This is a genomic window from Streptomyces sp. NBC_00647, assembly GCF_045207245.1.
Lineage (GTDB): Bacteria > Actinomycetota > Actinomycetes > Streptomycetales > Streptomycetaceae > Streptomyces.
The window spans coordinates 2372581-2385232 of sequence record NZ_CP109040.1; the positions used below are offsets into that span (position 1 = coordinate 2372581).

Genomic DNA, 12652 nt, shown 5'->3' on the forward strand with positions numbered 1-12652 from the left:
CCGGGAGACCGGCCCCGGCGGGGCGCCCGCCGAGGCGGAGGGCCCGCCTCAGCCCAGGCGCGACCGCAGTTCGGCCACGATCGCGTCGACCGCGACCGCCGTCTGCTCCCCGGACTCCATGTCCTTGAGCTGCACGACACCCTCGGCGAGATCACGCTCGCCGGCGACGACCGTGTAGCGGGCCCCGCTGCGGTTCGCGTTCTTCATCGCGCCCTTGAGCCCCTTCGCGCCGTACGAGAAGTCGGCGGCGACACCGAGCCTGCGCAGCTCCGTGACGACACCGAAGAGCACCCGGCGGGCCTCCTCCCCGAGCGGCACCGCGAACACACTGGTGGCCGACGGGAGTTCGAGCTCCACACCCTCCGCCTCCAGCGCCAGCACCGTACGGTCGACGCCCAGCGCCCAGCCGACGGACGGCAGCGCGGGGCCGCCGATCATCTCGGACAGCCCGTCGTAACGGCCACCGCCGCCCACCGCGGACTGCGAACCGAGACCGTCGTGCACGAACTCGAACGTGGTCCGTGTGTAGTAGTCGAGCCCGCGGACCAGCTTCGGGTCGTCCTCGAAGGAGACGCCCGCGGCCGTGATCAGGTCGCGCACCTCCTCGTGGTACGCCTTGCAGGCGTCACAGAGGTAGTCCCGCAGCAACGGCGCCCCGCCCAGCTGCTTCTGGACGTCCTCGCGCTTGTCGTCGAGGACGCGCAGCGGGTTGATCTCCGCACGGCGGAGGGTGTCCTCGTCCAGGTCCAGGCCGCGCAGGAAGTCCTGCAGCGCGGCCCGGTAGACGGGACGGCACTCCTTGTCGCCCAGGCTGTTGAGCAGAATCCGGAAGTCGCGCAGGCCGAGCGAGCGGTACGCCTGGTCCGCCAGAATGATCAGCTCGGCGTCGAGCGCCGGGTCCTCGGCTCCGATCGCCTCGGCGCCCACCTGGGAGAAGTGGCGGTAACGGCCCTTCTGGGGGCGCTCGTAGCGGTAGTACGAGCCCGAGTACCAGAGCTTGACGGGGAGGTTGCCCAGCTTGTGCAGGTTGGCCTCGAGGGCCGCGCGCAGCACGGAGGCGGTGCCCTCGGGGCGCAGGGCCAGCCTGTCGCCGCCCTTGGTCTCGAAGGCGTACATCTCCTTGGTCACGATGTCGGTGGACTCACCGACACCGCGCGCGAACAGTTCGACGCTCTCGAAGCCGGGCGTCTCGACGTAGCCGTAGCCGGAGTTGCGCAGCGGCGCGGCGATCGCCTCGCGGACCGCGAGGTACTTGGCGCTGTCCGGCGGGATCAGGTCGTACGTGCCCTTGGGGGCCTTGAAGGTGCTCACGAAGTCTCTCGTCACATTCCTCGTCGAGGAGCGGAGGTCGGGTCCGCTCCGCGTTCTTTGCGGCCCGCCGCCACTTGTCGCAGATACGGGTTGGTGGCGCGCTCCTGGCCGATGGTCGTCTGGGGACCGTGGCCGGACAGCACCACGGTCGAGTCGTCGAGCGGCAGGCACACACGGCCCAGCGAGCCGAGCATCTCGTCCATGTCGCCGCCCGGCAGGTCGGTGCGTCCGATGGAGCCGGCGAAGAGCAGATCCCCGGAGAAGAACACGGACGGGATGTCCGCGCTCTCGGGCATCCGGAAGGTCACCGACCCCTTCGTATGGCCGGGCGCGTGCGCGACGGACAGGTCGAGGCCCGCCAGCTTCAGCTCCGCGCCGTCGGTCAGCGTCCGCACGTCGTCCGGCTCCCCCACGGTCAGTTCACCCATCAGCGGCATTCCGATGGACCGGCCGAGGGCCCGCTCGGGGTCGCTCATCATGTACCGGTCCTCGGGGTGGATCCAGGCGGGCACGTCGTGCGCCCCGCATACGGGAACGACCGAGGCGACGTGGTCGATGTGGCCATGGGTGAGGATGACCGCGACGGGCTTGAGCCGATGCTTGGCGAGTGCTTCCTCGACTCCCTGGGCGGCCTGATGGCCCGGGTCGATGATCACGCACTCCTCACCCGCGGCGGGGGCGACCAGGTAACAGTTGGTCCCCCAGGCCCCGGCGGGGAACCCGGCAATGAGCACGATCGTCCTTCGTGGTGGCGTACGCGCTGGTGTCGTACGGGGCGGGTGGCTGTGGATCAGAGCCTACCGGCGCTGCCGATTCCTCAGCGAACCCATATACGGTACGGGGCACACGCAGGCGGTCGGCTCACAAGACGCACGCGTCCCACACGACGTACGAGACGCACGAGGAGAAACCCGGTGGTCAGCCAGGAACAGCGGCGGCGTCAGCTCGCCCGGGAGAAGTTCTTGCGACAGCAGCAGCGCCGCACGGCCGCGCGACGCAAGACCCATACACGCAACGCGGTGATCGCGTCGGTCGTCGGCGTGCTCGTCGCGGGCGGTGCGCTGTCGTACGTGACCGGGGTCTTCAAGAACGACGACAAGAAGACCAACGCGGGCGCCGAGGTGACGCCGAGCGCCACGCCGAGCAAGGCACCCGACCCGTGCGAGAAGCCCGCCGAGGGCAAGGTGAAGTCGCTGAGCTGGAAGAAGGAGCCGGCGGTCACCATCGACAAGTCCGCGGGCTACACGATGAAGATGGCGACGACCTGCGGCGACATAGACATCGCGCTGAAGGCGTCCGCCGCCCCGCACACGGTGAACTCGTTCGCCTTCCTCGCGGGCAAGGGCTACTTCGACCACACGAAGTGCCACCGGCTCACCACGAACGGCATCTACGTGCTGCAGTGCGGTGACCCGACGGCCCAGGGCTCCGGCGGTCCCGGCTACACGATCCCGGACGAGAACCTGAAGGACAAAACGCTGAAGGACGGGGTGTACCCGGCGGGCACGATCGCGATGGCCAACACCGGCCAGGCGCACACGGGCGGCAGCCAGTACTTCCTCGTCTACCAGGACAGTAAGCTCCCGCCCAGCTACACACCGTTCGGAACTATTTCCAAGTCCGGCATGACGGTCCTCAAGAAGGTCGCGGCCGCCGGCGAGAGTACGGGCCAGGGCGACGGCGCACCCAACGCGACCGTCGTCATCAACAAGATGACCGTGACGAAATCCTGACCGCCGGCTGCTTAATTTCGGTCGCGCGGGATGCGGACAGCCGCCCCGCCGGTCGCCTATGTTGGCCGTGACGAAACTGTGGACGATGCCAGGGGGCGTGACGCCCCTCACAGGCATCATGTGGAGGAGGCGCTGTGAGCAGCGACCCGTGGGGCCGCGTCGACGAGACGGGGACCGTGTACGTGCGTACGGCCGACGGCGAGCAGGTCGTCGGTTCCTGGCAGGCCGGCACCCCTGATGAGGCGCTGGCCTACTTCGAGCGCAAGTACGAGGGCCTGGTTGTCGAGATCGGCCTCCTCGAAAAGCGAGTGAAGACCACCGACCTGTCGGCGAAGGACGCCCAGACCGCGATCGATCACATCCGTGAGCAGGTGGACGCCCACCACGCGGTCGGTGATCTGGCGGCGCTGAAGGTGCGGCTGGACAAGCTCGTGGAGACGGTCGACGCACGCCGTGAGGAACGCAAGGTCCAGCGGGCCAAGCAGTCCGACGAGGCGCGGCACGCCAAGGAGGCGCTGGTCGTCGAGGCCGAGGAGCTGGCGCAGAGCGACCAGTGGCGGGCGGCCGGTGAGCGGCTGCGCGCCCTGGTGGACACGTGGAAGGGGCTGCCGCGACTCGACCGCAAGTCGGACGACGAGCTGTGGCACCGTTTCTCGCATGCCCGCTCCGCGTTCTCCAAGCGGCGCAAGGCGCACTTCGCCTCGCTGGACGCGCAGCGCGAGGAGGCCCGCAAGACCAAGGAGAAGCTGGTCGCCGAGGCCGAGTCGCTGTCCGGCTCGACGGACTGGGGTCCGACGGCGGCCCGCTACCGCGAGCTGATGGCGGACTGGAAGGCCGCGGGCCGCGCCCAGCGCGAGCACGAGGACGACCTGTGGAACCGCTTCCGCGGCGCCCAGGACGTGTTCTTCGCGGCGCGCAGCTCGGTCTTCGCCGAGCGTGACGCGGAGCAGACGGAGAACCTGAAGCTCAAGGAGGAGCTGGCCGAGGAGGCCGAGAAGCTCGTCCCGGTGCAGGACCTGAAGGCCTCCCGTGCGGCCTTCCGTTCCATCAACGAGCGCTGGGAGGCCATCGGCCACGTGCCGCGCGACGCCCGCCCGAAGGTCGAGGGCCGGATGCACGCGGTCGAGCGGGCCCTCCAGGAGTCCGAGGAGACCGAGTGGCGCCGGACGAACCCGGAGGCACGCGCGCGTGCCGAGGGTCTCACCGGTCAGCTGCAGGCCGCCGTGGACAAGCTCCAGGGCCAGATCGAGACGGCGCGCTCCGCGGGCAACACCGCGAAGGCCGACAAGCTCCAGAGGGAGCTGGACGGCCGTCAGGCGCTGCTGGACCAGGCCCTGAAGGGTCTTCAGGAGTTCGGCGGCTGACACGTCGCAGACACGCGAAGGGGGCTCCCGTACGGACCGTACGGGAGCCCCTTCGCGTGGTGCCCGGCCACCGGGCCGGGCACCGGCGGGCGTCAGGCCTCGGAGGGCCGGCGGGCCGACGTCACGCGGTACACGTCGTACACGCCCTCCACGCCCCGTACCGCCTTCAGGACGTGTCCCAGGTGCTTGGGGTCGCCCATCTCGAAGGTGAAGCGGGAGGTGGCGACACGGTCGCGGGAGGTCTGGACGGCCGCGGACAGGATGTTGACGTGCTGGTCGGACAGGACGCGCGTGACGTCCGACAGGAGCCGGGACCGGTCCAGGGCCTCCACCTGTATGGCGACCAGGAAGACCGAGGACTGGGTGGGCGCCCATTCGACCTCGAGGATGCGTTCGGGTTCACGCGACAGCGAGTCGACGTTGACGCAGTCGCTGCGGTGGACCGACACACCGCTGCCGCGGGTGACGAAACCGATGATCGGGTCACCCGGCACCGGCGTACAGCACCGGGCGAGCTTGACCCAGACGTCGTCGACGCCCTTGACGACCACACCGGGGTCGTTGTTGCTGCGCCGCTTGCGGCCGCGGCCCCGCGCGGGCGGTACCGACTCGTCGATCTCCTCGGAGGCCGCCTCCTCGCCGCCGAGCGCCTGGACGAGCTTCTGGACGACGCTCTGGGCGGTGACATGGCCCTCGCCGATCGCCGCGTACAGGGACGAGATGTCGGGGTAGCGCATCTCGTGCGCGAGGGTGACCAGGGAGTCGCCGGTGAGGATGCGCTGGATCGGCAGGTTCTGCTTGCGCATCGCGCGGGCGATGGCGTCCTTGCCGTGCTCGATGGCCTCGTCGCGGCGTTCCTTGGAGAACCAGGCGCGGATCTTGTTGCGGGCGCGCGGCGACTTCACGAAGCCGAGCCAGTCGCGGGAGGGGCCCGCGCCGGCCGCCTTGGAGGTGAAGACCTCCACCAAGTCGCCGTTGTCCAGGGTGGATTCGAGCGGTACGAGCCGGCCGTTGACCCGTGCTCCTATGGTCCGGTGGCCGACCTCCGTGTGGACCGCGTACGCGAAGTCCACCGGCGTCGCACCGGCCGGAAGCGCTATGACGTCACCCTTCGGCGTGAAGACGAAGACCTCGTTGCGCGACAGGTCGAAGCGCAGGGACTCGAGGAACTCGCTGGGGTCCTCGGTCTCCTTCTGCCAGTCGAGCAACTGGCGCAGCCACGCCATGTCGTTGACGGTGTCCTGGCCGGCGCTGCCCTTGGCCGCCCGGGGCACGTCCGTGCGGATCTTGGAGGACCCGGCGACGGTCTCCTGCTTGTACTTCCAGTGCGCGGCGATGCCGTACTCGGCGCGGCGGTGCATGTCGAACGTACGGATCTGGAGTTCGACGGGCTTGCCGTTGGGGCCGATGACCGTCGTGTGCAGCGACTGGTACATGTTGAACTTCGGCATCGCGATGTAGTCCTTGAACCGGCCGGGGACCGGGTTCCATCGCGCGTGGACGGTGCCGAGCGCCGCGTAGCAGTCGCGGACGGTGTCCACGAGGACGCGGATGCCCACCAGGTCGTAGATCTCCGCGAAGTCACGACCGCGGACGATCATCTTCTGGTAGACGCTGTAGTAGTGCTTCGGGCGGCCGGTGACGGTCGCCTTGATGCGGGCCGCGCGCAGGTCGGACTGGACCTCGTCGGTCACTATGGCGAGGTACTCGTCGCGCTTGGGGGCGCGCTCGGCGACCAGGCGCACGATCTCGTCGTACATCTTGGGGTAGAGGATCGCGAAGGCGAGGTCCTCGAGCTCCCACTTGATGGTGTTCATGCCCAGGCGGTGGGCGAGCGGCGCGTAGATCTCCAGGGTCTCGCGCGCCTTCTTCTCCTGCTTCTCGCGCTTGAGATACCGCATGGTGCGCATGTTGTGCAGGCGGTCGGCGAGCTTGATGACCAGGACGCGGGGGTCCTTGGCCATGGCGACGACCATCTTGCGCACGGTCTCGGCCTGGGCGGCCTCGCCGAACTTGACCTTGTCCAGCTTGGTGACGCCGTCGACGAGCAGTCCGACCTGGTCGCCGAAGTCGCGGCGCAGGGTGTCGAGGCCGTACTCGGTGTCCTCGACCGTGTCGTGCAGGAGACCGGCCATCAGCGTCGCCGGATCCATACCCAGCTCGGCGAGGATGGTGGTGACGGCGAGCGGGTGCGTGATGTACGGGTCGCCGCTCTTGCGCTTCTGGCCTCGGTGCCAGCGCTCGGCGACCTGGTACGCCTTCTCGATCTGCCGGAGCGTCGCCGTCTCGATCTTGGGGTCGTTGCTGCGCACTATCCGCAGCAGCGGCTCCAGAACCGGGTTGTACGGGTTCGAGCGCTGGACGCCGAGACGGGCGAGGCGGGCGCGGACCCGGTTGGACGAGCCGCCGGAGCGCGCGGGCTGACCCGCCGCGGGACGGACCGCCGGGGTGGCCGCGGGGCGCTCGGGAGGGGCCGGCTTGGGACGTGGCTGCTCGGCCGCCGAGTCGTCGGGCGCGGACTGGGCGTGCTCCACCGGCCCGCTCGCGGCGTTCCTTGCGGGCGTCTCCGCGGGGCCCGAGGCGGGCTCGGGCTTGGTGGAGGCGGTTCCCCCCAGGCGTTCAGCACTGGGGGCGAGTGGCTGGGCCTCGTCTGGCAAGAGGGCTCCTCGTGCGCGATCCGGGTCCCCCGGTCAGGCTCCGGAAACCCCATGGTAGCGATCCCGGGCGCCGGACTCGCTGTCGGCCGCCGGGGGCCGCTTCGTACCAGGGGAACGCCAGAGGCGGGCACCGGATTCCTCCGGGCCCGCCTCCACGGTGTCCTACGGGTGCCTCAGGCCTTTCGGGGGCCTCTCCCGGGGTTGTCCCCCGGGTGGTGCGCCGACGGTCCTCAGATCGTGAGGAGCGCCCGCAGGGGAGCTCCGGCCAGGGCCGGCTCCAGACGGCCGCGGCCGCCGAGGAAGCCGAGCTCCATCAGCACGGCGACGCCCGCGACCTCGGCGCCCGCCCGGCGGATGAGCTGGAGCGAGGCCTCGGCGGTGCCGCCGGTGGCGAGGACGTCGTCGACGACCAGCACCCGGTCGCCCGCGCTCAGGTCCTCGGCGTGCACCTCGATCTCGGCGGAGCCGTACTCCAGGTCGTAGGCCTGCGACAGGGTCGCTCCGGGGAGCTTGCCCGCCTTGCGCACGGGGATGAAACCGAGCCCGGCACGGACGGCGACCGGTGCGCCGAGGATGAAGCCACGGGCCTCGAGACCGACGATCTTGGTGGCCTCGGTGGTCACGGCGATGTCCGCGAGGGCGTCGGTCAGCGCACCGAACGCGGCCGGGTCGGCCAGGAGCGGGGTGATGTCCTTGAACATCACGCCCGGCTCCGGGTAGTCGGCCACGTCACGGATACGGCTGGACAGCAGCTCTTCGATGCCGGTCATCGGCGCTTCCCCGAGGGCCGGCCGCGGCCGCGGGCGCGGGACGCGGGCTGGTTGCGCGGGCCGACGACCGCCGGGGCGGCCTCCTCCGGCTCGTCGTCCTCGTACGAGGCGCCCGCGACCTGCGGCTCCAGTGACTCGCCCTTGGCGGCGGCCTGGGCCCGCTTGGCGAGGACCCGCTTGCGCAGGGCCTTCATCTGCGGCTCGCGCTCCTTGAGGTCGGCGACGAGCGGCGTGGCGATGAAGATCGAGGAGTACGCGCCGGCCGCGAGGCCGACGAACAGCGACAGCGAGATGTCGTTGAGCATGCCCGCCCCGAGCACGCCGCCACCGATGAACAGCAGGCCCGCGACCGGCAGCAGCGCGACCACGGTGGTGTTGATGGAACGCACCAGGGTGCTGTTGATCGAGCGGTCGGCGACGTCGCTGTAGGTCCAGCGGGTCTGCTTGGTGATGTCCTTCGTCTGCTCCTTGAGGCTGTCGAAGACGACGACCGTGTCGTAGAGCGAGTAGCCGAGGATCGTGAGCAGACCGATCACGGTGCCCGGGGTGACCTCGAAGCCGACCAGGGCGTAGATGCCGACCGTGATGGTGATGTCGTGGATCAGCGCGACCAGCGCCGCGATGGCCATGCGCCACTCGAAGGCGATGGCCAGGTAGATCACGACGAGGACCATGAAGATCGCCAGACCCTGCCAGGCCTTGTTGGCGATCTGGTCACCCCAGCTGGGACCGACCAGGTCGGCGTTGATCGACTCGGAGTCGACCTTCAGGTCCTTGGCGAGCTGGTCCTTGATCGTGTCCGACTTGTCGGTGTCGATGCCGGCGATCTGGACGCGCAGTCCGCCGTTGCCGAGCTTCTGGACGACCGCGTCGTGGCCGGAGGCGTCTTCCGCGTACGTCTCCGCCTGGCTCACCGAGACACCGGTCTTGCCGGTGGTGAAGACGGCGCCGCCCTGGAACTCGATGCCCATGTTCAGGCCGCGCACCGTCAGGCCGAGGATGGCCGTGATGGTGATCAGGATCGAGATGCCGTACCAGATCTTGCGCTTGCCGACGAAGTCGTAGCCGATCTCGCCGCGGTGGAGCCGGGCGCCGAGGGTGCCGAGTTTCGACATCTCACGCCTCCTTCGTGTCGACGGGGGCGGACGCGCGACGGGTGCGGCGCAGCGGCGGCTTGGCGCCCAGTCGCTTCGGGTCGAGGCCGGACCAGCTGTGACCCTCCGCGAAGAACTTCTTGCGGGCGAGGATCGTCATCAGCGGCTTGGTGAAGAAGAACACGACGACGACGTCGAGGACCGTGGTCAGACCGAGGGTGAACGCGAAGCCCTGGACCTTGCCGACGGTGACGATGAAGAGCACCGCGGCGGCGAGGAACGACACGAAGTCGGAGACCAGGATGGTGCGCCGGGCACGCGGCCAGGCGCGCTCGACGGCGGGCCGCAGGGAGCGTCCCTCGCGGATCTCGTCCCGGATGCGTTCGAAGAACACGATGAACGAGTCCGCTGTGATTCCGATCGCGACGATCGCTCCACAGACGGCCGGAAGGTTCAGCGCGAAGCCGATGGCCGGGCCGAGCAGTGCCATGAGCACGTACGTGAGGATGGCGGAGACCAGCAGCGAGGCGATGGCGATGACCGACAGGCCCCGGTAGTAGATCACCAGGTAGATGACGACCAGGGCGAGGCCGATGGCGCCCGCGATCAGACCGGCGTGCAGCTGCTCGCCGCCGAGCGCGGCTGTCACCGTGGTGACGCTGGACTCCTTGAAGCTGAGCGGCAGCGCGCCGTACTTCAGCATGTTGGCCAGGTCCTGCGCCTCGGTCTGGGTGAAGCTGCCGGAGATCTCCGCGCTTCCGCTCAGCGACTGGCTGACGGACGGGTCGGAGACGACCTCGCCGTCGAGGACGATGGCGAACTGGTTCTGCGGGGGCTGCTGCTGGGCGAGCTTGCCGGTGATGGCGGCGAACTTCTTGGAGCCACCGGACGTGAAGTCCATGGTGACCTTCCAGCCCGCGGCGCTCTGGGTGTCGAAGACGGCGCCGGCCTTCTTGATGTCCGTGCCGGCGACCTCGGCCGGGCCGAGGACGTACTTCTGCCACTGGCCGGAGGAGTTCTGGCCACAGGCAACGGTCGGCTCGGACGGCTTGGCGCCGTCACCGGCCTTGGCGCGGACGTCCGCCTTCGAGCAGTCGAGCGCGGCGTACGCGGCCTGCAGCTTCGCGGTCGCGGGGTCCACGCTGGCGCTCGCGGAGGGCGAGGCGCTGGAGGAGGCCGAGGAGCTCGGGGAGCCGCTCGCCGACGGCGTGGAGTCGGCCTTCAGGGCGTCGGTGACCGCACGGCCCTGGGAGGTGGCGCTGGCCGAGGGCGTCGCGGAGGCCGAGGAGGACGAGGTCGCCTTGTCCGTGGCCTTGCTGGAGCTGGAGGCGCTCGGCGACGGGGTGGCCGACGCGTCGGCCCCGGAGACCTCGGTGGTCAGCACGGGACGGAAGTAGAGCTTGGCGGTGGTGCCGACCTGCTCACGGGCCTGCTTGGAGTTCGTGCCCTTGGGGATGTTGACAATGATGTTGTCGCGGCCCTGGGTCTGAACCTCGGCCTCGGAGACACCGAGACCGTTGACACGGCGGTTCATGATGTCGACCGCGGTGTCCATGTTGGTCTTGTTGATCGCGTTGGGCTGGCCCGGCTCGTTCGTCGCCGTGAGCGTGATGCTCGTGCCGCCGGCGAGATCGATGCCGAGACGCGGAGTGGTGTGCCCGGAGGCGAACATCCCCCCGGTGAGCGCCGCGATGGCGATCAGGATCAGGGCCAGCGAGCGCCCCGGCCTGCTCTGGGCGCTCGCGCTCCGGCCCTTCTTCGGTGCTGCCACCTTCTCGTACTCCCTCTCGGGCCGCCCTGCGCCGGGTGAGCGCGGGACGGCCATGCCATGGTGTCGGGACTCCGTGCGAGAACAGCACGTCCCGGGAGGTGCCGGCGCGGTCGGTCGCGCCGTGCTCCCGGGTCGTGACTACTTCGCGTCGGCCTCGCCGTCGGTCTTCTTCGCCTCTGCCGCGTCGAGGTCGGAGGCCTTCTCGGCCTTCGCCTCGGCGACCTCGTCGGCCGGCTTGTCCGCCGCGTCCTTCTTGCCGAGGTCGAGGGGCTTGTCGTCGGAGGCGTCGGAAGAGGCGTCGGCGGCGGGCTCGTCGGTCTCGGTGAGGGAGGAGGCGTCGTCCGGCACGACGGAGCCGTCGGCCTTCAGGTCGTGCTCGACGCCGTGGACGATGCGGTTGTACTCGTCGTCCGTGAGGACGGCACCGATCGCGTTCTTCGCGAAGAGCAGGTCCACGCCCGGGGCGGCGTCAAGGAGAACCGTGTCCTCATTGACCTCCTTGACGGTGGCGTACATACCGCCGATCGTGCGCACGCCGGAGCCGGGCTGCAGCTCGTTGCGCATGGAAGCCGCCTGCTGCTGCTTCTTCTTGGCCGACCGGGTCATCAGGAACATGGCCCCGATGAGCACGATGAACGGGAGGAGGGTCACGAGACTCACGGGTCGGAACTTCCTTCTTCGACCGCAAAGGTGAGCGGCCTGCTGGATGGGGGTATGTATGCCGTCGACATGGGCGGCATCGGCGGAGTCTAAGCGAGTCCGCACTCAGGGAACAACGCTCAGCATGGCACCGGGGTTCCTGCCCCGGTACCTACGCGCGCCGTCACGCCCCGAACAGGTCCTGTTGTCCGTTTCCGCCTGCTGAGCGGCTCGGCGGCGTGAGGCCGAGATGTGTCCATGCCGCGGGTGTCGCCACCCGGCCACGGGGAGTACGGGCGAGGAGTCCCTCTCGTACGAGGAAGGGCTCGGCGACCTCTTCCACCGTCTCACGCTCCTCCCCCACAGCGACAGCAAGTGTGGACAATCCGACAGGACCGCCGCCGAAAAGCTTGATCAGGGCATCGAGGACACCGCGGTCGAGACGGTCCAGGCCCCGCGCGTCGACCTCGTAGACCTTCAGTGCCGCCCCGGCGATCTCCCGGGTGATGACCCCGTCCGCTCTGACCTGCGCGTAGTCGCGCACACGGCGCAGCAGGCGGTTGGCGATACGGGGCGTGCCGCGGGAGCGTCCGGCGATCTCCGCGGCGCCCTCGGCGTCGATCTCGACGTCGAGGAGGCCGGCGGAGCGGTGGATGACACGGTCCAGCTCGGCGGGCTCGTAGAACTCCATGTGCGCGGTGAAGCCGAAGCGGTCGCGCAGCGGCGGCGGCAGCAGTCCCGCGCGCGTGGTGGCGCCGACCAGGGTGAACGGGGGCAGCTCCAGCGGGATGGCGGTGGCGCCGGGGCCCTTGCCGACGATGACGTCGACGCGGAAGTCCTCCATCGCCATGTAGAGCATCTCCTCGGCGGGCCGGGACATGCGGTGGATCTCGTCGAGGAACAGGACCTCGCCCTCCTGGAGGGAGGAGAGGATCGCGGCGAGGTCTCCGGCGTGCTGGATGGCGGGGCCGCTGGTGATGCGGATGGGGGCGCCCATCTCGGCCGCGATGATCATGGAGAGGGTCGTCTTGCCGAGGCCGGGAGCTCCGGAGAGGAGCACGTGGTCGGCGGTGGCTCCGCGCGCCCGAGCGGCCCGCAGGACCAGGTCGAGCTGCTCGCGGACCTTCTCCTGGCCGATGAACTCGTCCAGGTCCTTGGGGCGCAGCGCGGCCTCGACGGCCTGGTCCTCACGGTCGGCGACCGATCCCACCAACCGCTCCGCGGCGGGGCCGACGAGCCCCTCGGCGGCGGATTCGTCGGTCGTGTCGTCCCAGTTCATCGGTGGTGCCTCGCGGTCTCGTGGTGGTGGGGCG

10 protein-coding genes are annotated in these 12652 nt (G+C 69.8%); 2 read left to right on the forward strand and 8 right to left on the reverse strand.

The genetic code is table 11. The features are described from left to right. Positions 1-48: 48 nt before the first annotated feature. Together hisS and OG788_RS10440 are read right to left on the reverse strand one after the other, a co-directional pair. Complete coding sequence (hisS, locus tag OG788_RS10435) at positions 49-1311, reverse strand: histidine--tRNA ligase (protein ID WP_406370331.1); 1263 nt, start codon at positions 1309-1311, stop codon at positions 49-51. 11 nt (positions 1312-1322) lie between these two features. After that, positions 1323-2045, reverse strand: coding sequence for an MBL fold metallo-hydrolase (locus tag OG788_RS10440; protein ID WP_406370333.1), 723 nt, complete (start codon positions 2043-2045; stop codon positions 1323-1325). Positions 2046-2225: 180 nt separating this feature from the next. Here OG788_RS10440 and OG788_RS10445 point away from each other — a divergent pair, with 180 nt between their 5' ends. Together OG788_RS10445 and OG788_RS10450 are read left to right on the forward strand one after the other, a co-directional pair. After that, complete coding sequence (locus OG788_RS10445) at positions 2226-3044, forward strand: peptidylprolyl isomerase (protein WP_351557290.1); 819 nt, start codon at positions 2226-2228, stop codon at positions 3042-3044. Between the two features lie 134 nt (positions 3045-3178). Continuing rightward, positions 3179-4408 carry a DUF349 domain-containing protein gene (locus tag OG788_RS10450; RefSeq protein ID WP_351557293.1) on the forward strand — a complete coding sequence of 410 codons (1230 nt, stop codon included), beginning with the start codon at positions 3179-3181 and terminating at the stop codon, positions 4406-4408. Between the two features lie 92 nt (positions 4409-4500). On the opposite strand, the gene OG788_RS10455 is transcribed toward OG788_RS10450, so the two are convergent. The 6 genes from OG788_RS10455 to ruvB all read right to left on the reverse strand — a co-directional run bounded on the left by OG788_RS10455 (position 4501) and on the right by ruvB (position 12618). After that, positions 4501-7065: a RelA/SpoT family protein gene (locus OG788_RS10455; protein ID WP_406370335.1), complete on the reverse strand. Its 2565-nt coding sequence runs from the start codon at positions 7063-7065 to the stop codon at positions 4501-4503. 230 nt (positions 7066-7295) lie between these two features. Continuing rightward, the gene (locus OG788_RS10460; protein WP_351541587.1) at positions 7296-7835 is read right to left on the reverse strand and encodes an adenine phosphoribosyltransferase; all 540 of its coding nucleotides are present in this window, start codon (positions 7833-7835) and stop codon (positions 7296-7298) included. After that, the gene (gene secF / locus OG788_RS10465; RefSeq protein WP_351541589.1) at positions 7832-8950 is read right to left on the reverse strand and encodes a protein translocase subunit SecF; all 1119 of its coding nucleotides are present in this window, start codon (positions 8948-8950) and stop codon (positions 7832-7834) included. The genes OG788_RS10460 and secF overlap by 4 nt, the downstream gene beginning before the upstream one ends. A 1-nt stretch (position 8951) precedes the next feature. Next, complete coding sequence (secD, locus tag OG788_RS10470) at positions 8952-10700, reverse strand: protein translocase subunit SecD (protein ID WP_406370337.1); 1749 nt, start codon at positions 10698-10700, stop codon at positions 8952-8954. Positions 10701-10838: 138 nt separating this feature from the next. Then, positions 10839-11360, reverse strand: coding sequence for a preprotein translocase subunit YajC (gene yajC, locus OG788_RS10475; protein ID WP_406370339.1), 522 nt, complete (start codon positions 11358-11360; stop codon positions 10839-10841). A 163-nt stretch (positions 11361-11523) separates the two neighbouring features. Then, positions 11524-12618 (reverse strand): Holliday junction branch migration DNA helicase RuvB, encoded by a 1095-nt coding sequence (ruvB, locus tag OG788_RS10480; RefSeq protein ID WP_356757141.1) that lies wholly within the window; start codon positions 12616-12618, stop codon positions 11524-11526. Between the last annotated feature and the right edge of the window lie 34 nt (positions 12619-12652).